The sequence below is a fragment of the Amycolatopsis marina genome, from assembly GCF_900111885.1.
In the GTDB taxonomy this organism is placed as follows: domain Bacteria; phylum Actinomycetota; class Actinomycetes; order Mycobacteriales; family Pseudonocardiaceae; genus Amycolatopsis; species Amycolatopsis marina.
This window is the reverse complement of record NZ_FOKG01000008.1, coordinates 40,941-63,576: the sequence shown is the minus strand read 5'-3', so window position 1 is coordinate 63,576 and position 22,636 is coordinate 40,941. Positions and strand designations below refer to the sequence as shown.

Annotated in this window: 19 protein-coding genes and 2 pseudogenes; 5 read left to right on the top strand and 16 right to left on the bottom strand. The window is 66.1% G+C overall.

Annotation, left to right across the window (positions count from 1 at the left end):
* Window positions 1-9: 9 nt before the first annotated feature.
* On the bottom strand, window positions 10-4,029 hold the full coding sequence (gene eccCa / locus BM199_RS14835; protein ID WP_091673804.1) for a type VII secretion protein EccCa: 4,020 nt from the start codon (window positions 4,027-4,029) through the stop codon (window positions 10-12).
* Window positions 4,030-4,380: 351 nt separating this feature from the next.
* Between eccCa and eccD the strand changes: the two genes are divergently transcribed.
* Together eccD and BM199_RS14825 are read left to right on the top strand one after the other, a co-directional pair.
* Window positions 4,381-5,775 carry a type VII secretion integral membrane protein EccD gene (eccD, locus tag BM199_RS14830; protein WP_091673803.1) on the top strand — a complete coding sequence of 465 codons (1,395 nt, stop codon included), beginning with the start codon at window positions 4,381-4,383 and terminating at the stop codon, window positions 5,773-5,775.
* Window positions 5,776-5,791: 16 nt separating this feature from the next.
* Window positions 5,792-7,423, top strand: coding sequence for a S8 family serine peptidase (locus tag BM199_RS14825; RefSeq protein ID WP_091673802.1), 1,632 nt, complete (start codon window positions 5,792-5,794; stop codon window positions 7,421-7,423).
* 103 nt (window positions 7,424-7,526) lie between these two features.
* On the opposite strand, the gene BM199_RS14820 is transcribed toward BM199_RS14825, so the two are convergent.
* The 3 genes from BM199_RS14820 to eccB all read right to left on the bottom strand — a co-directional run bounded on the left by BM199_RS14820 (window position 7,527) and on the right by eccB (window position 10,813).
* On the bottom strand, window positions 7,527-8,729 hold the full coding sequence (locus BM199_RS14820; RefSeq protein WP_091673801.1) for a WXG100 family type VII secretion target: 1,203 nt from the start codon (window positions 8,727-8,729) through the stop codon (window positions 7,527-7,529).
* 71 nt (window positions 8,730-8,800) lie between these two features.
* The gene (locus BM199_RS14815) at window positions 8,801-9,115 is read right to left on the bottom strand and encodes a hypothetical protein (protein WP_143101834.1); all 315 of its coding nucleotides are present in this window, start codon (window positions 9,113-9,115) and stop codon (window positions 8,801-8,803) included.
* A 75-nt stretch (window positions 9,116-9,190) separates the two neighbouring features.
* Window positions 9,191-10,813, bottom strand: coding sequence for a type VII secretion protein EccB (eccB, locus tag BM199_RS14810; protein WP_091673799.1), 1,623 nt, complete (start codon window positions 10,811-10,813; stop codon window positions 9,191-9,193).
* Between the two features lie 444 nt (window positions 10,814-11,257).
* Between eccB and eccE the strand changes: the two are divergent.
* From eccE to BM199_RS35205, 3 genes and pseudogenes are all read left to right on the top strand, one after another.
* A pseudogene (gene eccE, locus BM199_RS14805) lies at window positions 11,258-12,439 on the top strand (type VII secretion protein EccE); the annotation flags it as partial.
* Entirely contained in the window at window positions 12,436-13,158 is a 723-nt protein-coding gene (locus BM199_RS14800) for a hypothetical protein (RefSeq protein ID WP_091673798.1), read from the top strand. The pseudogene eccE and the gene BM199_RS14800, both read left to right, overlap by 4 nt.
* A gap of 233 nt (window positions 13,159-13,391) precedes the next feature.
* Window positions 13,392-14,276, top strand: a pseudogene (locus BM199_RS35205) (hypothetical protein); the annotation flags it as partial.
* Between the two features lie 12 nt (window positions 14,277-14,288).
* Here the strand turns inward: BM199_RS35205 and truA are convergent.
* The 12 genes from truA to secY form a co-directional block, all read right to left on the bottom strand.
* A complete protein-coding gene (gene truA, locus BM199_RS14790; RefSeq protein WP_091673796.1) occupies window positions 14,289-15,203 on the bottom strand; it encodes a tRNA pseudouridine(38-40) synthase TruA in 915 nt (304 codons plus the stop codon).
* An 11-nt stretch (window positions 15,204-15,214) separates the two neighbouring features.
* Window positions 15,215-15,940, bottom strand: coding sequence for a 50S ribosomal protein L17, sunset domain variant (rplQ, locus tag BM199_RS35320; RefSeq protein ID WP_091673795.1), 726 nt, complete (start codon window positions 15,938-15,940; stop codon window positions 15,215-15,217).
* 81 nt (window positions 15,941-16,021) lie between these two features.
* Complete coding sequence (locus tag BM199_RS14780) at window positions 16,022-17,095, bottom strand: DNA-directed RNA polymerase subunit alpha (protein ID WP_091673794.1); 1,074 nt, start codon at window positions 17,093-17,095, stop codon at window positions 16,022-16,024.
* 118 nt (window positions 17,096-17,213) lie between these two features.
* Window positions 17,214-17,819 carry a 30S ribosomal protein S4 gene (rpsD, locus tag BM199_RS14775; RefSeq protein WP_091673793.1) on the bottom strand — a complete coding sequence of 202 codons (606 nt, stop codon included), beginning with the start codon at window positions 17,817-17,819 and terminating at the stop codon, window positions 17,214-17,216.
* 23 nt (window positions 17,820-17,842) lie between these two features.
* A complete protein-coding gene (gene rpsK / locus BM199_RS14770) occupies window positions 17,843-18,247 on the bottom strand; it encodes a 30S ribosomal protein S11 (RefSeq protein WP_091673792.1) in 405 nt (134 codons plus the stop codon).
* A gap of 19 nt (window positions 18,248-18,266) precedes the next feature.
* Window positions 18,267-18,464 (bottom strand): hypothetical protein, encoded by a 198-nt coding sequence (locus BM199_RS14765; protein WP_091673791.1) that lies wholly within the window; start codon window positions 18,462-18,464, stop codon window positions 18,267-18,269.
* Window positions 18,461-18,841: a 30S ribosomal protein S13 gene (gene rpsM, locus BM199_RS14760; RefSeq protein WP_091673790.1), complete on the bottom strand. Its 381-nt coding sequence runs from the start codon at window positions 18,839-18,841 to the stop codon at window positions 18,461-18,463. Before rpsM ends, BM199_RS14765 begins: the two co-directional genes overlap by 4 nt.
* Window positions 18,842-19,043: 202 nt before the next feature.
* Complete coding sequence (gene rpmJ, locus BM199_RS14755; RefSeq protein ID WP_091673789.1) at window positions 19,044-19,157, bottom strand: 50S ribosomal protein L36; 114 nt, start codon at window positions 19,155-19,157, stop codon at window positions 19,044-19,046.
* A gap of 37 nt (window positions 19,158-19,194) precedes the next feature.
* Entirely contained in the window at window positions 19,195-19,416 is a 222-nt protein-coding gene (infA, locus tag BM199_RS14750) for a translation initiation factor IF-1 (protein ID WP_009948665.1), read from the bottom strand.
* A 422-nt stretch (window positions 19,417-19,838) separates the two neighbouring features.
* Window positions 19,839-20,618, bottom strand: coding sequence for a type I methionyl aminopeptidase (gene map / locus BM199_RS14745; protein ID WP_091673788.1), 780 nt, complete (start codon window positions 20,616-20,618; stop codon window positions 19,839-19,841).
* Window positions 20,619-20,662: 44 nt separating this feature from the next.
* Window positions 20,663-21,217, bottom strand: a complete 555-nt coding sequence (locus BM199_RS14740) for an adenylate kinase (protein WP_091673787.1) — start codon at window positions 21,215-21,217, stop codon at window positions 20,663-20,665.
* A complete protein-coding gene (gene secY, locus BM199_RS14735; RefSeq protein WP_091673990.1) occupies window positions 21,214-22,521 on the bottom strand; it encodes a preprotein translocase subunit SecY in 1,308 nt (435 codons plus the stop codon). Before secY ends, BM199_RS14740 begins: the two co-directional genes overlap by 4 nt.
* Window positions 22,522-22,636 lie beyond the last annotated feature (115 nt).

Below are 22,636 nucleotides of genomic sequence, written 5' to 3'. Positions count from 1 at the left end.
GGCCGTCGGTTATTCGGGGTTGATCCAGGAGACCTGCATGAGCTGCTTGCCAACCTTGCGGCTGACGAACGTCCCTCGTCCCGGTGGCATCGGACCGGGCTTGACGTTGCCCAGCAGCGCACCTTCGTCCCGGGAACCGTTCATGATGAGGCCGGGAGCCGCGATTTCCTTCAGCTTGCCGACGATCGGGTCGAACGACGCACGCGAGGCACCGCCGGTACGGCGCGCCACGATCATGTGCAGACCGACGTCCTTGGCCTGAGCCAGGTACTCCGAGAGCGGCTTGAGCGGGTTGTTCGTCTGCGTCACCACGAGGTCGTAGTCGTCGACCATCAGGAACAGTTCCGGCCCAGTCCACCACGACCGGGTCTTGAGCTGCTCCTGGGTGACGTCCGGTCCGGGCAGCCGTTTGGACATCGACCCGGCGACGTCCTTCATCATCTCGGTCAGCTGGTTCGCCGACACCGCGTAGCCCAGCAACTGGTCACCGTCGACGTAACCGAGCATGGTGCGCCGGTAATCGACCAGGATGATGACCGCTTCCTGCTTGGTGTACCGGTCGGTGATCCCACGCGCGATCTGCCGCAGCAGGTTCGTCTTGCCGGACTCGCCGTCCGCGAACGCCATGAAGTGCGGCTCGGCATCGAAGTCCAGATAGACGGGCGCGAGTTCGTCCTCGTTGACACCGATCGGCACGAGCTTGCTGTTGCGGTGCTTGTCCTCGGCCAGCAACTCCTCGTAGGGCATGAGCTCGGGCAGCAGTCGCACCTGCGGGGCATGCCTGCCCTTCCACGCCGCCTTGATCTTCGCCACCGCGTCGGCCACCCCGGCGCCGACATCCTCGGCGTCGCTGGAACCGTCGATCCTCGGCAGTCCGGTGAGCATGTGCAGTTTGTCCCGGGTCAGACCGCGACCAGGCCGCCCCGCGGGCACGTTCACCGCGACACGCCGGTCGATGTCGGACTCGCTCGGGTCACCGAGGCGCAGTTCGAACCGGGTGCCGAGCATGTCCTTGATCGCCGGGCGGATGTCGGCCCACCGGTTGGACGCGATGATGACGTGCACCCCGTAGGTCAGGCCCTGCACGGCCAGCTTCGTGATCTGCGGCTCGAGCTCGTCGAAGTCGTCGCGCAGCGCCCGCCAGCCGTCGACGACGAGGAACGCGTCACCGAAGCCGTCCTGTTCCGCGGAGATCTCCCCACGGCGCTTGCGGTTACGGAACTCGTTCATCGAGTCGATGCCCATCGCGCCGAAGCGGGACTCCCGCTCGTTGGCCAGCGTGGTGAGCTCGGCGACGATGCGGCGCGCCTTGTCCGGCTCGCGGCGGGCGACCGCCACACCACCGACGTGCGGGAGGTCCTCGAGCCCGGCCAGGGTGCCACCACCGAGGTCGACACAGTAGAACTGCGCCTCCTCCGGCGTGTGTGTCAGCGCCATCGACATGATCAGCGTTCGCAGCATGGTCGACTTGCCCGACTGCGGCCCGCCGACGAGCACACCGTGTCCGGCTGCGCCGGAGAAGTCGGCCCACAGTGGATCCCGGCGCTGCTCGTAGGGCCGGTCGACGATGCCGATCGGCACCTGCAGCCGCCCGTTGCCGAAGAATCCGACGGGCGAGAGCCCACGGTCCTCGGTCGGGTTGAGGTTCGGGAGCAGGGTGTCCAGCGAGTTCGGCTCCTTCAGCGGCGGCAGCCACACCTCGTGTGCGGGCGGGCCCTGACCGATCAGCCGGTTGACGATGACGTCGAGCTCGCTCGGCTCCACCGCCTCCTCGGACTGTGGTTCCGGCTTCTGCTGCTCCAGCTGCTCCGGTTCCGGCTCGGGCTCGGCGGGCAGTTCGATGTAGTCCGGGACGAACAGCTGCGGGCGCTTGTCCGCCCGTACCACCGCCGAACCCGGCGCTGCGGCCTTGATACCGGCCGGCCGGTAGGGACCGGACACATAGGACGCCTTGAAGCGCACCATGGTCGAGGTGTCGTACTTGAGGTAACCGCCACCGGGCACCGAGGGCAGCTCGAACGCATCGGGCACGCCGATGGCCGCGCGGGACTCAGCCGCGGAGAACGTTTTCAGACCGATCCGGTACGACAGGTGCGAGTCGAGACCGCGCAGCTTGCCCTCCTCCAGGCGCTGGGACGCCAGGAGCATGTGCATCTGCAGCGACCGGCCCAGCCGTCCGATCGCGACGAACAGATCGATGAAGTCCGGTTTCGCGGACAGCAGCTCGGAGAACTCGTCGACGACGATGAACAGCGCGGGCAGCGGGTCGAGGTCGGCGCCGTTCTCCCTGGCCTTCTCGTACTCCCAGACGTTCTTGAAGTTGCCGCCGTTCTTCAGCGCCTCCTGGCGCCGGTTCATCTCCCCGGCCAGCGCATCCTTCATGCGGTCGACGAGCGTGACCTCGTCGGCCAGGTTGGTGATGACCGCGGAAACGTGCGGCGCCTGGTCCAGGCCGAGGAAGGTGGCGCCACCCTTGAAGTCGACGAGGACGAAGTTCAACGCGGTCGAGGAGTGTGTGGCCAGCATGCCGAGCACCAGCGTGCGCAGGAACTCGGACTTACCGGAACCGGTCGCCCCGATGCACAGGCCGTGCGGTCCCATGCCCTCCATGGCCGCTTCCTTGATGTCCAGTTCCACCGGCTGCCCGTACTCGCCCACGCCGAACGGAACTCGGTAGCGGTCCCGTACGGGCCGCGGGCGCCAAGCCTGCTGCACGTCGAACGTCATCGGATCGCCCGGGATGCCGAGCAACTCCAGCAGCGAGGGATTGGACAGCAGCGGCTCGTCCTCGCTCGCCTCGGCCGCGGCCGATCCGACGCGATAAGGCGAGAGCTTGCGGGCGAGTGCCTCCGTCTCCACCACGCTGAGCGTGTCCGGCCGACCGAACCACTCAACACCGCCCGCACTGCGTGCGCCGAGCCGGTCCTCCTCCACGACCAGCCGCAGCCCGCGGCGCGCGGCGAGGTTGCCGATGGAGTCGGAGAGGTCGATCAGGGTGACCCCGACCAGCCCCTCCTCGAGGATGATCTGCTCTTCCCTGGTGACGTCGGCGTCGTCGATCACGATCACGACGTGCGGCTGGTCCGGCGGTGGAGTGGCATTGCGGGAGAACCGCTGGCGGTCGCGCAGTTCCTCGTCGAGCCACTGCTCGATCTGGGCCAACGATCCGGCCATCATCCGGAGCTGACCGATACCGTCGGACATCGTCGGGTGCTGGGCGTGCGGCAGCCACTTCGCCCATTCCCACTCGTCCTTGGCCCGGCCAGCGGTGGCCACGGCCAGCAGTACGTCGTCGGGGCTGTGGAACGTGAGCAACTGTCCGAGCATGGCGCGGGTGAGCCCACGGGTGAGTTCCCGGTCACCCTGCATACTCACGGCCGCGAACCCGCGCAGAGTGATCTGCGTGGGCAGGTCGGGCACGATCGAGTGCGCGCGCACGAAGCGGCGCAGCGCCAGGGTCGCGATCGGCTCGAGTTCGTCGACGGGGCCGGTCTGCGGGGGCACCAGTCGCGTGGCGAGCCGGTGCGAGCTGCGGCCGACCCGCAGGTGCAGGAAGTCCTGGTCGTTCTGCCTGCGCTCCCACATCCGCCTGCTGGTGGCCAGCGACCACAGAGTCTGCGGATCGGGGTGCACCCACTCGAGCGCGGCGCGCTGCTCGACCATCGCCTCCCTGGCGCGGTCCCGCATCTGACCGAGGTATCGCAGGTAGTCCTTGCGGTCCTCGTTCATCTCGGCCTTCTTGGCGCCGCCGCCCTTACCGCCCCCACCGGCGAACATCCCGACCATCGACATCATCATCATCAGCGGCATCATCAGGAACAGCGGGCTACGCGACATCGCGCCGCCGCTGGTGAACATGAAGACGACCATGCCGAGCATGGCCACCACCATGACCACCGGCATCAGCTTCATCAGGATGTTGCCCGGGATCGTCCGGGGGATCTCCGGTGGCGGCTCGAGGTGCACCTCGCCACCGGGTGGGCGCGGTGCGGCAAGTCGAGGCGACCGCTTGAACTGCAGCGTGCTCACCGAAGGACCCCTCATTCAACTCGGCGATGGCGGCCGACGTGAACGCGACCGGGTCCACACGGTAGCGAACCGCGCGCCATCCTGAACAAGCACTGACATGCACAGACCGGGTGACGAACCACTCCGGCCGCTTTCGGCGAAAAGCCCACACGCCCCCGTCCGATGCGCTAATACTAGAGCCCGGCACCGACAGTGTGGGCGGTTTGACCGAGGTTGGCACGTCATCCGGCACGAGCACGCGAAGTGGACACCTTTGCCGGTAACTTCCGGGCGGACGATGATGTGCGCCCAGGAGTTCGGTATAAGTACCCGGGTGCAACACAGCATTCTCTCTAGCTAGGGGGCCAGCAGGTGGCGACGGGCACGACGGTTTTCAGCAGGGTCACGGTCGTGGCTCCGCGCACCCGGATCGACGTAGCGCTGCCCGCTGACGTCGCAGTGGCCGACCTGCTGCCGATGCTGCTGGAGATGGCCAGAGAGGCGACGCCGGACGGCGGCGCCCGGCACGGCGGGTGGGCGCTGGCCAAACTCGGGGACGCACCGCTGGACCCCAGCCGGACACTCGCCTCGCTCGGCGTGATCGACGGCGAGTTGCTGCAACTGCGCAAGCGCAACGAGAACCCGCCACCACCCCTCTACGACGACGTCGTCGACGCGATCGCCGAATCCGATCCGGACAGCTTCCGACCGTGGACGAAGGAGACCGCCCAGCGCATCGGCCACATCGCCGGGGGTCTCGCACTGGTCACCGCCGCACTGGCCCTGTTCATGGGCGGCGCGATGTTCGGCGGGTCCTCGCTGGTCCCCGCGATCGCGGGGGGCATCGGGGCCATCGCCTGTATTGCCCTGGGGGCGACGCTGGCCAAGGCCTACAACGCCGAGTCGACGGGTGTGCTGATCGCCGCCGCGGGTGGTCTCCCGATGGCGTTCGTCAGCGGGTTCCACATCGTGCCGGGTGTGTCGGTGCGGGCAAACCTGCTCCTGGCCAGCGGCCTCGTGGTCGTGGTGGCTGCAGTGGCGATCCTGGTGATCGGCGCAGGCATCACGACGTTCATCGCGGCCGCGACCGCAGGCGCACTCGGGCTGATCGCGTTCGCGTTCGCCACCTTGATCGCACACCCCGCACCCGGGATCGCAGCAGGCACCGCGGCGTTCTCCCTGGCGTTCATCTCGATGCTGCCGAGGGCGACGATCTGGCTGGCGAAGTTACCTCTGCCGCACGTTCCGGGTACCGCAGAGGAACTCAAGGAGGACACCGGCTTCCCGGACTACTCGGCCATCGAGCGGCGTACGAACATCGCGCACAACTACATGACCGGTCTGCTGATCGGCTGCGGTTCGGTGGCGGCGATCTCGGCCATCATCACGGCAACCTCGCCCAGTGTGTTCGGCATCATCACCGGCGTGGTCGCCACTTTGGTGCTGCTGCTGCGGGCCCGGTCCTATGCGAACGGCAGCCAGGCCATCGCACTGCTCACCACCGGAATGGTGTCGGCGGGCGGCATTCTGCTCGGCTGGCTGTTCGCCGAGGACCCGCTCGGCCGGGTGCTGTGGGTGTTCGGCGCACTGATTTTGGTCGCCGCGGGCGCACTCGTCGTCGGCGTGATCTTCCCGAACCAGCGCTTCTCACCGCCGATGCGCCGCACCGTGGAGATCATCGAAGCCATTTGCATCGCGACCGTGCTCCCGTTCGCCCTCGCTGTGATGGGGCTGTACTCCACACTGCGCCACCTCGACATCCTCTGATTCCGGCAGTTCGGTCATGGGAGCTAGGAGAACGCACGTGCACGCGAAAGGCCCCGCACGGCGCCTCACCGCGGTGCTGCTCGCGGCCGGTATCGGCGCCCTGTCGCCTGGCGTGACCGCGCCGCTGGCATTGGCACAGCCGTCGATCCCGGCGGACGAGGGCGGGCACTACGCCGAACCACCATCGGTGGACGGCGGCATGTTCCCGGCCGCCAGTGACCAACCGGACAAGAACTATGTGCAGGAGATCGGCTGCGTCCGCAGAGCGGAACTGGACGACAACGTCGTCCTGCCGAACAAGCCATGGGGACAGCAGTACCTGCGGATCGAAGAGGCGCAGAAACTGGCGCGCTCGGCGACGGGTGGTTACGCGGGCAAGTACAGCAGCGGGGAGCCGGTCAAGGTCGCGGTGATCGACACCGGGGTCACGCCGCACCCGTTCTTCCAGGGCCGCGTCGAGGCCGGTGCCGACTACGTCAAAAACGTTCCGCCGGGTCCCGGACTGGAGGACTGCGACGGCCACGGCACCGAGGTCGCGGGGATCATCGCTGCCAACCCGACCAACCCCGAGATCGGCTTCACCGGTGTCGCGCCCGACTCGACCATCGTCTCCATCCGGCAGTCAAGCCAGAACTACAAGCCCGCGCAGGAAGACACCGCGCAGTCGAACGATGCCGAGGATCCGCCGGCAGGCGACAGCGAGAAGCCGGGAGACGGCGGAGGCGGTCAACCCGGCGGCGGAGCCGACCGGTTGATCGCTCCCGGCACCGGGCCTGCTCAGGACAGCCCCGGCAGGCAGCAGGGCGAGGCGGACGCGGCCGGCACGGTGGACACGCTGGCCCAAGCCGTCGCGTTCGCGGCGAAGGTTTCCGGGGTCAAGGTCATCAACATCTCGATCAACAACTGCCGCGCCGCGAACGGGATAATCACCGACCCGGAGAAGCGCCTCCAGGCCGCCGTGTCCGATGCCTACCTCCGCGACATCGTCGTGGTCGCGGCCGCGGGCAACACCGGCGACACGTGCAAACAGAACAATCAGCTCGATCCGAAGGTGCCGCAGTCCATTGTGACGCCGCCGTGGTTCGCCGATCACGTGCTGTCGGTGGCGGCCATCGATCAGACGGGCGGTGTGGCGGACTTCAGCGTGCACGGGCCGTGGGTGAGCGTCGCCGCACCCGGTACGGACATCATCTCGCTGGACCCAGCCAAAGATTCGGACAAGCTGGCCAACCGGACGGTCGAGGGCAATGGGGAACCGACGCCCATTCAGGGGACCAGCTTCGCGGCACCGTACGTCTCCGGCGTGGTGGCACTGGTGCGGGCGAAGTTCCCCGACCTGAACGCCGAAGCGGTGATCAACCGCATCAAGAGCACCGCACAACACCCGGCGGCGCCGGGAGGCCGGGACAACTTCGTGGGCCACGGCGTGATCAACCCCGTTGCCGCCCTAACCGCGACGGTTCCGGAGGAGGAGGGCATGGCCGCGGCACAGCCCGTGCAGTTGCCCTCGGACCTCCCGCCCACACACGAGGGTGACCAGACTCCGATGATCGTGGCGTTCGCCGGTGCCGGGGGTGGACTGGTGGCCCTGGGCATCACCCTGTTCGTGATCCACACGATCCGCCGCAACCGCCCCGAACCAACCTGACCGTCAGCACGGAAGCGCGTTTAGCGGGCTAACTGCACTCCGCGCCCCGCGTCGGCAGCACCGTCACCGGGGTGGCCTGGGTGCGTTTAGCGGGCTAACTGCACTACTTCGGCTTCTCCTCGCCGATGACGGGAGGCGCTACCTGCTCCGGTCGCCCGAACAGCTCGTTCGGCTCCGTCACGACGCGCTGCTTGGTGCGATGCTCCTTGTCCCCACCTTGACCCGACGCTCCCCCCATTGCGCCCATCGGCATCATTCCGCCCATCATCGGTGCGGCCGCGGCCCTCGCGGCGCCACCCGCGACAGCACCCGCGGCCGCACCCGTCAAAGCTCCGGCGCCGAACTCGGCCGCACCCGCGGAACCTGACTGCCGTTGTGCCTCGCCAGCAGGACGTTCGGGCTCCCTGTCACCTACACCCACCGGCTGAGCAGCGGCAGCACCATCGCCGGACGAGCTTCCACCCCCAACTCCACCGGACTCGACGGGCTCCCCGTTCGTCGTCCCTCCTACCGACACGCCCTCAGCCTGCTCGTTCGACCTCGTCACGTCTTGGCTGCTACTGGCATCCGCCGCAACATCGGCGAACCGGAAGCGCTCGTCCGGATACCGGCGTGCCAGTTGAGCCTCCCGCGACTGCGAACCGCCGTTCTCGTCATCTCCGATTGCGGCACACAGTCGCATGAAGTCGTGTAGGACGTCGGACGCTGCGCTGGACAAAGCGTCGATGTGCCGGCGTGCCTCCTCCAGCTGAGACCTCGCCCTGTTCTCGCCATCGGTGGCCATTGCCGCCGACTCGGACACGGTCTCCGCCGTGTCCACCAGGACTTCCGCCATGTCCAGTGCGACTTGGCGAACACCTGTGGCGGTCTCTTCCAACGCTGAGGCGAGTACCCCGATCGCGTCCTGAACCTCACCACCTGCCGCCACCACTCGCCTGATGTAGGCAACAAAGGCATCGGCGTCCTCGCCCTCCCAGGCGCCGTCCAACCTGCCCAGCGGTGCATCAGCCTCCTGGGATGCGGTGGCGACGGTCCCAGCGACCTCCCGCCACCGTCCGGCCTCGGCTTCGAGCTCGGTCCACCTGCCGAGCAGTGGAGTGAAGCTGTTCGCGACGATGTCCGTGGTTCCGAGGAGGTCACACAGGTCTTCGAGATAGCTCAGATGGTCGGCAATTGCCGTCGCGATGTCGTCACCGTCCCGCACCCCGTCGAGCATCTTCGTGGCCGCGGAGGAGACAGCGGGTTCCGCTCCTGAATCCGAATCCACCGGGTTCTGGCCACGGCGTTCACCTACCGGCGCACCCACGGGAGCATTCAGCCCGCGAAACGCGTCCCCCTCGTCGCCGTCCCCGGGGAATGGCGGTAGCAATAGCGAGTTCACAGCCGCCCTGCCCTCCGGATGTCCTCGGCACGTTCATCGTCACCGTCCGAATGCTTCCGGACGACTTCGTCCAGCGCGTCCGACGAAGACCCGAGTGCCTGACCTCCGGCACGCAACTGTGAACGCAGCACCTCGGCCGCACGGAAGTATGCATCGTGCACCCCAAGCTCACGCCCGACAGCCCCGAAGGCGTCCGCTGTCAGCTCCCCTGCACGGGGAACACGCGCGGCAGACTCCAGATCGTCCGCAGCGCGGCGAATGCCGCTGACATACTCACCGACTGCCGCTGCGTCGATCCTGAAGGTCGCCACGGAACCTCCCACTCGCGTCAAACCGTCACCGTCGCTCCTGAGACGCCCGACTTCACTCAGGGGTTCCGATCCGGCTCAGTTCCCCGCGGCCTGCGGCTTCGGCTCCGTGAACGTACCGGCGTTCTTCTCGACGGGCACGCTGTCGAAGGTCCGCAACACGTCCTGGGTGTTCAGTGAAGCACCGGTCGGCAACAAGCGGATGATGTTGTCGGGCGCAGGCTGTTGCGGATCCAGTCCCAGTCCTTGCGCTGTCCTCAGGTCCGGCACCCCGTACCGCATTCCACGGTCGGTGATCAGCTGGATAGCCCCCTTGTCGAAGGTCTCCTTGGCGGTCACCGAACGCACGACTGCGGCCATGCCCGGCTGCAGGTAGAACTTGTCGATCTGCAGACCGTCCGGGCTGGGCTGACCGATCTCGACCGCGGCAGAGTCATCCTCTTCGTTCTTCGGTCCTGGCAGTTCGGCGCCGACGTAAACCTTGGTCTGCCCGTCCCGGTTCACTCCCTCGCCGGCCACATTCCAGCCGAGACACGTCACCGGATACTTCGCCGCCTCCAGCACCGTGGGAACCGACTGCGGATACTCACTCACCTGGAGATAGTTCGGGTCGTTCGGGCTCAACACGGGGATGTTCGAGACCGCGTCCGGCCGTACCGAGTCGATCTCGTCAGCACTGATCGACTCCTCGTAGCGGATCATGTCGGCGACAGCCTTGGAAACCTGCTGGATTCCGGACTTGGTGATCACCCAGTACTCGTCGGCATCCCCGGTCCGCGACACCGAGAAAACGTCGCCCACGAACAGGCCGCTCAGCCCGAAACTGTTGCTGGTTCCGGCGCCCGAAATCGTTGGCGGGTTGAGCGCGTTGACCTCTGGGATCGCGTTGAGCAGGCCCATCGAGATCTGCCGGGGGCTGGCGTTCAAACCGAGCGCGGTACGAACCGATCCCTTCGACAGGTCCACTTTGGCCCGCACGGTATTCGCGTTCGGCTGATTGGGATTGTCGACAAGGCGGTAGATGAGGTAGGTCTCATCGTTCTCGGATGTGGCAAGAATGGCCTCGTTGGGGGCGAGTTCCGCGCCGAGATCGGACACACCGGCGAAAACCGTCGTCTCGTTCACGTTGATGCTGGTCGGATCCGGCAACGACTCGTCCAAGCCGATCTCGTCACAAACGGCCCACTCGGGCGAGACGCGCATGTCGGGCGTCGGCAACGACTCGGGGCCGTTCGGTATGCCGTGCAAACGACCGCGCGGGATGTCCTTGAGCTGTTCGTCGGGAATGACCGTCGGCTGGACGGCCTCGGCAGGCGCGGCGGCAGCCCCACCCGCGGGCGGCCCCCCCTGACCGCCCTCCTGGTCGGTCTGCGCCATCAGCAACAGCCGGGCCGAGGCCAGGTTGAAGGTCGGGATCAGCTTCTTCGGGCTGCCCGCCATGACGTAGATCGCACCGGACTGTTCCGCGATCACGATGCTGCCCGGACCGGGCGCCTGCGGCGACGGTTTGAACAGGCCGAAGATGATAAAACCGAGCATGGCCAGTGCGCTCAACACCACACCCACGATGGTGGCCCGGGAATGCGTGCGCATTGGGTCGTGCAGCATCACAGCGTCCCTGCGGACCAGCGCGGACTGCATGCGGCGCAGCACGAACTGGTACGCGTGGACCTGAGACTTAGTTGTCGGTGTTGACGGCATTCTCGACCTACAGCTCTCCCAGTCGCGGTACGGTTCCGCAGGATAGTCGTACGGGGACCGTCTGGTGTGGGCTTTCTACCAACTCCAGCTAATGTTTGACTCCTCGGGACCGGCTTTCCAGCCGAGTAGCACCAACGAGGGGAAGAGAACGCGCGGATGTCCGTCACCACTCCTCCACGTCCGCCGGGTCCGCCGCCGGGGCCGCAGCCCCCGCCGGGACGCCCTCCCGGTCCGCCACAGCGGCCGCGAGGACCAGGCGGACCAGGCGGTGGACCAGGAGGTCCGGGGGGACCACAGGGACCTGGCGGCCCCGGGGGGCCGGGTGGACCACCGCCAGGCCAGCAACCTCCACGGCGAGACGGGGGCGCACCGGAACCCGCCCCCAGTCCAGTCGCACCGCCCGCACGGCGGCGGTCGCTCGGTGCGCGGCTCGGCCCGCTACCGGTTGCCAACCTGATCGTCCTCGAGATCGGGCTCGCGATCGGACTGATTCTGATCGCGATCAACAGCTCACTCGTGTACGTCGGCATCGGCATTCTGGCAGTGGCCTTGGTGATCGCGTTCCTTCGTTGGGGCGGGCAGTGGTTTACCCAGTGGGCAAACCTCACCATGCGGTTCACCCTGAGATCCCACGATCGGGTGGCCGAGCCAGTCGCGCCGACGAGCCTCGAGGCCATCGCAGCAGAGGGCGACTCGGTTACCGGCCCCGACGACCCTCGCGTCAACCTTCTTCGACTCGCCGTTCCGGATCTTGTCGTCGCACATGGCGTGGACCACGAGCGCCAGCAGGTGGGACTCGCCTGGAACGACGGAACGTGGACGGCCGTGCTCATGGTGGAGCCCGCGCCTGGACTGATCACACAGGCTGGAGGCGCGCCGAGCCTGCCACTGTCGGCGCTCGCCCCGTGTCTGGAGGATCGCGGTGTGGTCCTGGACTCCATTCAGGTCATCTGGCACTGCTACCCGGGCAGCGCGGCGTTGCCGTCGGACTCCCCCGCGCTCAGTTCGTACCTGGAGGTTCTCGGTCCGTTGCCGGCGGCAGCTCGCCGGACGACATGGGTCGCGATCCGCCTGGACCCCAGGAGGTGCCCTTCCGCTGTCCGGGAACGTGGCGGCGGCGTAGTCGGAGCCCACCGGGCCCTGATCGGAGCGCTGTCCCGCGTGCGCAACGCGTTGGAGTCCAGCGGCGTTCCGACACGGCCACTGGATCCGGACGAACTACTGCGGGCGGGAATCTCCGCCGCGGAACTCACCGGGGTCGCCGGGTCCGGCGCACGCGTGAACATGCAGGAGCGGTGGACAGGAGTAACCGCCGCAGGCATCGGGCACACCAGTTATGCGATCACCAACTGGCCGAAGGGGCGAATCACCAGCAGTCTGAATGCCCTGACCAGTGTCCGTGCCCTTTCCGCCACCGTCGCGATGTCGATTTCCCCCGCAGCCGATGAGGGTGAGGTCGGCCTGCGCGGCGTGGTGCGCGTGAGCGCGCGCAACCCGAGGGAGCTCGAGGCCGCGGACGAGCGACTGAACACGATCTCCAGCCGGATGGGCGTGGCACTCACCCCGCTGCGCGGCCTTCAGTTCGAAGGTTTCGCAGCTACGTTGCCGATGGGAGGAACCCCATGAGCTCGCGGCTCCGCGACGCGAACCAGAACACCGGTGTCGCCCCGGAATTCACGGTCGACCCGGCACTGCTGGACGCGATCAGCCCATCGGGTGACCGTGGTGGAATTGTCCTCGGCTCAGGTCTGCAGGGCGAGCCGTTGACGATTTCGGCGTTGCGCTCGACGCCGACCAGGATCGTCCTTGTGGGCGGCCTGTATCTGGCCCGCCAAGTGGCGCTCAGGGCCATGGCTGTGGGTGCGTGGATCGTGATCGCCACAGGCCGTCCGACAGCGTGGCAACTGCTCTCGAAGGCGGCGGGAACCCAGTCGAACGGACGGCCGTCGCCGTTGGTGCAGATCCGGCGCCTCTCTCCGGTGGAGCTGCCACGACCGTCCGAGGACGCGCCGTTGCTTGTTGTCCACGACGGAGGGCCGACACCGCAGGACCTTTTTCCGCCTCGCTCCCCGTGGCAGACCACGGTATATGTGCTGCCGTACCTGCACCCTCAGGCTGGGGCGACGGCGAACGCCGCTGACCTCGTGTTGATGCAGAGACTGCCGGCGGGGCAGGCGGAACTGGCTGCGCGTATCTGGCGGCTGCCGCCGCAGATGATGCGGCAGCTAACCACACTGAAGGATGATCAGGTCGTCGCGCTGGGACGCAACCTCTGGCGCCCGCTCCGACTGGTCACGACATCCAAGGAACAACAACTCCTCGGCCCGGTCCGCCGCGGCGACTGAGTCCGCAAGGACCGCGTTTAGCGGGCTGAGTGCTCCCCCTGGCCTTGTGGCTCGGCGAGTGCAGTTAGCCCGCTAAACGCACTCAGCGGGGCACTGGATCGAGGCAGCATCCAGGTTGCCGATCAGTCAAGCCCTAAAGTGCAATTGTGGACAACTCATGGAGTTATCCACAATTTTCGGGCAGTCGCGGATCATGCGGAGAAATTGTCAGAGCGCACTCCGACTCTGTCCTCGTGACCAAAAACAACATTCTCGACGCACCCACCGAGGTCTTCCGCGGATCCGAAGCACGACGTGCCGGCCTGGTGACTGCCGGCAGGCTTCGTGGTCCCGCTTTTCGCCGCCTATTCCAGGACGTCTACGTACGCGCTGACGTCCCGGTCACCCATGAGCTCCGGTGCCGGGGTGCGGCTCTCATCGTTCCGAAGGAAGCCGTCCTGACTGGCCGTTCCGCTGCCACGGTGCGCGGCGTCCAACTCGCAAAGCCTAACGACCCGGTTGAGTTCGTGGTGCCTGAGAAGTACAGATTCGGTCCCATCGACGGAATCCGCGTCCGGCGTACTGCCGTTACCCGCCGAGAGTCACGTCCGTGGCACGGCATTCGCATCGCCCGCCCACCACGGATAACACTCGATCTGATGCTTCGACTCTCGCCTCGCAAAAGCGGATGGGTTCGTCGGCTACGCATCGCCGTTCCAGATGTTGACGCGTTTCTACGGTCCGGTCTGGTCCGACGCTCCACGTTGGCACGCTCGCTACTGAATCGGCGAAATCGCGGAATTCGGCTGGCTAGATGCGCTCTCGACATGGCCGATCCACGATCCGAGTCGCTACCGGAATCGGAACTCCGTGTCGTGCTCGTCATCGGTGGTTTCGATCCCGTTCCGCAGCACATAGTGCGTCGGAAACGACGGTTTCTCGCGCGTCTCGACATGGCGATACTCAAAGCAAAAGTGGCGGTGGAATACGACGGACGCTGGCATCTCGATCCCGACCAGATGATCCGCGACCGCGAACGCCGAAGACGGGTCGCAGCAGAGGGATGGCGCTTCGTCATCGTCGACGCTGACCTGCTCGCGTCAGATTTCCAGGAGATCCTGCGCGCTGTTTCCGAAGCAGTCGCCCAGAACTCAGCGAGCTGAGCTTGTGTCCGCCTGTCCGGGAGTTGAGCGAACGTTTCGGGTTTGGTCCGCGCGTGCAGCCAACTCGTCGTCGGGCGGGTAGTCCACCCGGACTAGCGTGAGCCCGTGCGCGGGCGCTACGGCACTGTGCCGGACTCTGCTACCCAGCTGACGTTCTGGCCACGCTCTGTCTCGACGACCGTCACCAATCAGCAGTAGCGCGCCTACGAGGCTCCGCACCATCGAATGACAGAACGCGTCGGCTGACACCGACACCTCAACCAAGTATTCGTCCACCCGTCGCCAGAGCAGCTGCTGCAGCTCCCTGATGGTCGTGGACCCTTCACGCTGCTTGCAGAACGCAGCGAAGTCATGCAGACCGTGTAAGGCCTTCGAGGCCTCGTTCATGGCGTCAACAGACAGCGGTCGGCCCCAGGCCAACGTGTCCCGTCGCCGCAGCGGATCGACTCCCCAGGGCGCATCCGACACCCGGTAGAGGTAATGCCGCCGCACCGCGGAGAAGCGGGCATCGAACCCGGCAGGGGCCAGGGACGCGTCCAGCACTCGCACGTCTGCGGGCAGGTACCGATTCCACCGATGCCGCATGCGTTCCAGGTCAGGGATGCCGGACTCGTCCACCTTCATCCGCCCCGAGGACGTTTCGCCCGCTAAAGGCGCCACGTCGACGTGGACGACCTGACCGGTGGCGTGGACACCGGCGTCAGTTCGGCCTGCGACGACTACCGAGCGGGGGACGGCGGCGCCTGGAGGTTGGTGGGCCAGCGCCGCCTCGAGGACACCCTGAACGGTTCGCCGATCCGGCTGCCGGGCCCAGCCAGAGAAGTCAGTACCGTCGTAACTGACATCGAGACGCAGACGGACGAGCCCGCCCTCCCCGTAGGGAGTGGCGGGCTCGTCCGGGATGTCAGCAGCTGTCAGGACTCGTCCTCGGAACCGCGCTGCGACGGCGGCAACTGGAAGCCCGCAGCTTCGGCGGCCTCGGCACTGGCGAACCAGACTTCGGCCGTTGTCTGCTTGTAGTGCGAGCTCTCCGGCGTGTGGTAGAGCTTCGAGCCCTCGTTCCCCTTGATCGGGAAACCTTCGGGCTGCGCACCGTCTTCCAGGGCCGCGTGGCTGCCCTCACCGTAAGGGGCGTTCTCGGTGGAGGAAGTCTCCTCCACGTCGATGCCCGCTGTGGCTTCGGCAGCCTCAGTGGTCTCAGCGGCGGCCTCAGTCGCGTCCTGCTTCGGCTCGTCCTTGGCGAACTTCGTCTTCCGCGCGGCCTCTGCCTCGGCGGTCGCGGTCTTCTCGGACACCAGTTCGATGACCGCCATCTGGGCGTTGTCGCCCTTGCGCGGCATCGTCTTGGTGATCCGCACGTACCCGCCGTTGCGGTCGACGAAGAACGGACCGATCTCGGCCATCAGCTTGTGCACGACGGCCTTGTCGCGGATGACCCGCTGGATCTGCCGCCGGTTGTGCAGGTCACCACGCTTGGCCTTGGTGATCAGCTTCTCAGCGAGCGGCCGCATCCGCCGGGCCTTGGCCTCGGTGGTGGTGATGCGGCCGTGCTCGAACAGCGACGTGGCAAGGTTCGCCAGCATCAACCGCTCGTGGGCCGGCGACCCGCCGAGACGGGCTCCCTTGGTGGGGGTGGGCATCGGTTCTCCTAGTTCAGCTGTTCAGCTGGAGGCCAGGTCCGTCCGCCGGGGAGGTCCCCGGCGGACGGACCGTAGCTGGCCTTACAGCTGCTCCGTCTCTGCGTAATCCTGGCCATCGTCGTGGCCGTTGTCCGAAATACCGTCGGTGATGCTGTCGACGCCCTCGGACCAGCCCTCGCCGTCGTAGCTGGCGGCGGCCGCCGTCGGGTCGAACCCGGGCGGGCTGTCCTTGAGCGCGAGGCCCAGGCCGACGAGCTTGAGCTTCACCTCGTCGATCGACTTCGCACCGAAGTTCCGGATGTCGAGCAGGTCCGCCTCGCTGCGGGACACCAGCTCGCCAACCGTGTGGATGCCCTCGCGCTTGAGGCAGTTGTACGACCGGACCGTGAGGTCCAGGTCCTCGATCGGCATCGCGTAGGCGGCAATGGTGTCTGCCTCCTGCGGCGAGGGGCCGATCTCGATGCCTTCGGCGTCCACGTTCAGCTCGCGGGCGAGACCGAACAGCTCCACCAGCGTCTTACCGGCCGATGCGACCGCGTCCCGCGGCGTGATCGACGGCTTCGTCTCCACGTCGAGGATCAGCTTGTCGAAGTCGGTGCGCTGCTCGACACGGGTCGCCTCGACCTTGTAGGTCACCTTGAGGACCGGCGAGTAGATCGAGTCGACCGGGATCCGGCCGATCTCCGCGCCAGCCTGCTTGTTCTGCAGGGCGGGCACGTATCCGCGGCCACGCTCGACGACCAGCTCGATCTCCAACTTGCCCTTGCCGTTGAGCGAGGCAATGTGCAGATCGGGGTTGTGCACGGTGACACCGGCCGGCGGCACGATGTCCGCTGCGGTGACCTCACCCGGGCCCTGCTTGCGCAGGTACATGGTGACCGGCTCGTCCTCCTCGGAGGACACGACCAGTTCCTTCAGGTTCAGGATGATGTCGGTGACATCCTCCTTCACCCCGGGAACCGTGGTGAACTCGTGCAGCACGCCGTCGATGCGGATGCTGGTCACCGCTGCGCCCGGGATGGACGACAGCAGCGTGCGCCGCAGCGAGTTGCCGAGCGTGTAGCCGAAGCCTGGCTCGAGCGGCTCGATCGTGAACCGGGACCGTGTCTCGTTGACAGTCTCTTCGCCGAGACCCGGCCGCTGTGAAATCAGCATTGTTCTTTCTTCCTCTCCTGCCGACGCCCGCCATTTGACGCCGAAAGGTATGGCGTAGCGGTGGCGCACTCTGGGCGCCACCGCCCGATCTCCACCAGGCCCTGCGGCCCGGCAGGGATCACTTCGAGTAGAACTCGACGATCAGCTGCTCCTGAACCGGAACGTCGATCTGCGCACGCTCGGGGAGCTGGTGGACCAGAACCCGCAGGTTGGACTGCACGACCTGCAGCCAGCCCGGGATCGGGCGCTCGCCGAAGGACTCCTTGGCGGCCACGAACGGCAGCATCTGCAGCGACTTCGGCCGGACATCGATGATGTCCCACTTGCTCACCTGGAAGCTGGGCACGTTGACCTTCTTGCCGTTGACCAGGAAGTGGCCGTGGCTGACCAGCTGCCGCGCCTGCCGCCTGGTGCGAGCGATGCCCGCCCGGTAGATCACGTTGTCGAGCCGTGACTCGAGGATCTGCAGCAGGTTCTCACCGGTCTTGCCGGTGCGACGCGCGGCCTCCTTGTAGTAGCGGCTGAACTGCCGCTCGAGGATGCCGTAGGTGTGACGAGCCTTCTGCTTCTCCTGAAGCTGAAGCAGGTACTCGCTCTCCTTGATCCGGCCACGGCCGTGCTGGCCGGGCGGGTAAGGACGACGCTCGAATGCCTGGTCGCCGCCAATGAGGTCAACCTTGAGGCGACGCGAGATACGAGTCGCGGGGCCGGTGTAACGAGCCATTTCTTCTTACTCCTCCCCGTTCCTCAGACCCGGCGCCGCTTGGGCGGGCGGCAGCCGTTGTGGGGCTGCGGGGTCACGTCCTGGATGGTGCCGACCTCAAGCCCGGCCGCCTGCAGCGAACGGATCGCGGTCTCCCGGCCGGAGCCGGGGCCCTTCACGAACACGTCAACCTTCTTCATGCCGTGCTCAGCAGCCTTGCGGGCAGCGCTCTCGGCAGCCATCTGCGCGGCGAACGGCGTGGACTTACGCGAGCCCTTGAAGCCGACGTGCCCGGAGGACGCCCAAGAGATCACCGCACCGGTGGGGTCGGTGATCGAGACGATGGTGTTGTTGAACGTGCTCTTGATGTGCGCGTGGCCGTGCGCAACGTTCTTCTTTTCCTTGCGCCGGACTTTCTTCGCGCCGGCGGCGCGTGTCTTCGGTGGCATGTCTGGGTGATTCTCCTCGTTAGCGCGAGTTCTCGTGGTGAGCGACGGCGGCTTCCCTGGCTTCCCGCTGTCCGCGCCGGATCACAGAACCGGCGTCGGTGTACAGCTGGCGCAGTGCCATCGGGCGGGCGTAGAGCGCCTTCGGCGAAACGCACGAGGTCGTGCCGCGACGCTGGACGCCGCCGATCTGCACGACCTTCTTGCCGCGGACACTCACTTCTTGCCAGCCTTCTTCTTGCCGGCGACCGTCTTCTTCGGACCCTTCCGGGTGCGCGCGTTGGTCTTCGTGCGCTGACCACGCACGGGAAGACCACGGCGCCACCGCAGACCCTCGTAGCATCCGATCTCGATCTTCCGGCGGATGTCGGCGTTCACCTCGCGGCGAAGGTCACCCTCGACCTTGTAGTTCTCTTCGAGGTAGTCCCGCAGCTTCACAAGGTCTTCATCGGCGAGGTCCTTCACGCGGGTGTCCGCGTTCAGTTCCGTCGCAGCGATCATTTCCTTCGAGCGGGTCCGGCCAATGCCGAAAATGTAGGTAAGCGCAATCTCCAACCGCTTCTCGCGGGGGAGATCAACGCCAGCGAGTCGTGCCATGGGCGATGTGCTCCTCTATCAGTTCGTTCTTCAGGTCTGCTCCCCGTCCATCCCGGGACCGACTCGCTGTCGTGCCACCCGCTTGCGCGGTTGGTGTCCCGGCCTCGGCCTGAAGCCCGAGGGTGAACCGGATCGCTGGGCGACCCGGCAGGTGCGGGGAGATGTGTTTAGCTGTCAATCCACTCTGAACGAGTGCTGGTGATCAGCCCTGCCGCTGCTTGTGCCGCAGGTTGTCGCAGATCACCATGATCCGGCCGTGACGCCGGACGATCTGGCACTTGTCGCAGATCTTCTTGACGCTCGGTTGAACCTTCACGTCTCCTGCTCTCCTGCTTGTGCTCTGCTCGCCGTGATCACTTGTAGCGGTAGACGATGCGACCACGGGACAAGTCGTAGGGCGAGAGCTCTACAACAACCCTGTCCTCAGGCAGGATACGAATGTAGTGCTGCCGCATCTTGCCGCTGATGTGTGCAAGGACCTTGTGGCCGTTCTCCAACTCGACGCGAAACATCGCGTTGGGAAGCGGCTCGATTACGCGGCCCTCGACCTCGATGGCCCCGTCCTTCTTGCCCATGTCCTCCGCGTTTCGTGATTAGTTGAGCGGTGAGTGCTTACCTGGCTTGTTGCCAGCACGCACGTCACCCCGACCCCAAATGCCGCGAGAGTTCACGAGCGCGATGGACCCGACGTGATGAGCATGCCGACTTGACAGTGTACGCAACCTGTGTCGCGCCCCCCAATCGGGGTCCGTCTGTGTTACGCAGGCAGGACTCGTTCAGCCCTGACAAGGCGGTGACCGGCGACAATGGGCCGATCTAGCGGGCCGGACCGACCGGTCGCAGACGGATTCACAGGTGCGTGTCCCTCTCAGGATGCCCGAAACCCGGACGTCGCGCCAGGGCTGTCCGTAACGCCGTTACGATGGCCGTTCGGCCTGGGTGGGTGCGTTTAGCGGGCTAAATGTCGTCAGCGCGCTAGAGGTGACCGGCGGAAGTTTCAGGCGGCAGGCTCGGGCTCGGTGAGTACCCACGGGCCTTCTTCGGTGATCGCGACGGTGTGTTCCCAGTGGGCTGCCCTGGATCCGTCGGCGGTCACAACCGTCCAGCCGTCGGCCAACTCGACGGTTTCGCCGGTGCCGCCGGTCAGCATCGGCTCGACGGCCAGTGCCATGCCGACCTTCAGCTTCGGCCCCTTCCCCGGTTTGCCGAGGTTGGGCAAGAACGGCTCCATGTGCATCTGGCTGCCGATTCCGTGGCCGCCGTACTCGGCGATCATTCCGTACTCGATCCCGTCGGCCCTGCCCACACGCTCCGCAGCCTTCTGCACGGCATGCGAAATGTCGGTCAGTCGACCGCCCGGGGACACCGACTCGATACCTGCCCACATCGCGGCCTTGGTAGCCGCGGACAGTGCCCTGTCCGATTCCGAGACCACGCCAACCTCGATGGTCACGGCAGAGTCGCCATGCCACCCGTCCAGGATCGCGCCGCAGTCCACAGAGAGCAGGTCACCCTCGGAGAGCGCCTGTTCCTCGGACGGGATTCCGTGCACGATCTGCTCGTTCAACGACGCACAGATTGACCCCGGGAAGCCGTGGTACCCCTTGAAGGACGGAGTCGCGCCCGCATCCCGGATGGTCTGCTCGGCCAACTCGTCCAGCTCAGCGGTCGTCACTCCGGCCCGGGCAGCCGCGGTGACGGCCGCCAGCGTACGCGCGACCACCAACCCGGCCGCGCGCATCGCCTCCAGCTCACCAGGCGTCTTGATCTCGATCATGCGCCCACGCCGGAACATCTGGACGATACGAAATCCACTGAGATTCACTCGCGGTTACGCAATGCGTCCAACACCCGTGACGAAACCTCGTCGACATCACCGACGCCATCGACGGTGACCAGGATGTCGGAGTAGTGCTCGAGCAACGGCGCGGTCTCCGAGGCATACACCTGCTGACGGCGCCGGATCACGTCCTCGGTGTCGTCGGATCGACCGCGGGACAGCAGACGCTGCACGACGACATCCTCGGCGACCTGCAGCTGAATGACAGCGTCGAGCGCGGTGTCGAATTCGGCGAGCATCTCACCAAGCACTTCGGCCTGCTTCGTGTTGCGCGGAAAGCCGTCGAGCAGGAAGCCAACCTTGGCGTCTGGCTCGTTGAGTCGTTCACGCACCATCTCGTTGGTGACCGAATCAGGAACGAGTTCACCCGAATCCAGGTACCGCCTCGCTTCCTGACCCAGCGGCGTTTGCTCGCCGACGTGCGCACGGAAGAGGTCACCGGTGGAGATATGGGGAACACCGAGCTTCTCGGACAGCGCCGCTGCCTGGGTGCCCTTTCCCGCGCCTGGCGGACCGACGAGAACCACTCGCGTCATCGGAGGAACCCTTCATAATTGCGCTGCATCAGCTGGCTTTCGATCTGCTTCATGGTATCGAGTCCAACACCGACCATGATGAGCACGGCTGTGCCACCGAACGGGAAGTTCTGATTGTTCCCCTCGTTCGTGATGGACAAGAAGAAGTTCGGCAGGATCGCTACCAAACCGAGGTAGATCGAGCCGGGGAAGGTAATCCGGCTGAGCACGAAGTTGAGGTACTCGGCGGTCGGTCGTCCCGGCCTGATGCCAGGGATGAACCCGCCGAACTTCTTCATCTCCTCCGCACGCTCGTCCACGTTGAAGGTGATCGTGATGTAGAAGTAGGTGAAGAAGATGATCAGCGAGAAGTACAGCAGAATGTGCACGAAGCTCGACTGGTCGACCACGTAGTTCTGCAGGAAGACCTGCCACCCCGACGCACTGTTCGGGTCCCCGACCAAACGGCTGATCAGGTCCGGCAGGTACAGCAGCGACGATCCGAAGATCACCGGGATGACACCTGCCTGGTTCACCTTGATCGGCAGGTACGTCGAGGTTCCGCCGTACATCCGGCGTCCGATCATCCGCTTGGCGTACTGCACCGGGATTCGGCGCTGCCCCTGCTCGACGAACACGACGCTCGCGATGATCGCCAGCGCGAGGAAGCAGACGAACGTGAAGACGAGGCCACCCTGGTTGTTCAGGATGTTGGCGCCCTCCGCCGGGATGCGCGCGGCGATGTTCAGGAAGATCAGCACCGACATGCCGTTACCGACACCACGTTCGGTGATCAGCTCGCCCAGCCACATCATGACCGCGGTACCGGCGGTCATCGTGACGACGATCAGCGCGAGTGCGTAGACGCTGTTGTCCGGGATGACCGACTGCGGGCAGTCCTGGAACAGCGCGCCGCGATCGGCGAGCGCCACGACACCGGTGGCCTGGAGGATCGCCAAGGCGATGGTCAGGTACCGGGTGTACTGCGTGAGCTTGCTCTGCCCGGCCTGTCCTTCCTTCTTCAGTTCCTCAAAACGGGGAATCACCACAGTGAGCAGCTGAACGATGATGCTCGCGGTGATGTACGGCATGATGCCGGTCGAGAAGATGGACAGCTGCAGGAGCGCCCCACCACTGAACAGGTTCAGCAGCGAGTAGATGCCCTGTTCTTCGACCTGCGCTTGACAAGCCTGCACGTTGGGATAGGAAACCCCAGGCGCTGGAGTGACTGCACCAATTCGGTACACAGCCACGATCATCAGCGTGAACAGGATTTTCTTGCGCAGGTCCGGCGTCGCGAGAGCCGAGCGGAAGGCGCTGAGCACGCGGGGGACCTCCTCGGCGTCGTCGGTGATCAACCGACGATCGGCTTGGCCGGCACATGACCGGCAGGAACACACTTTTCACTGACTGGGCAAGCCAGGAACGCTTCGGGGCACA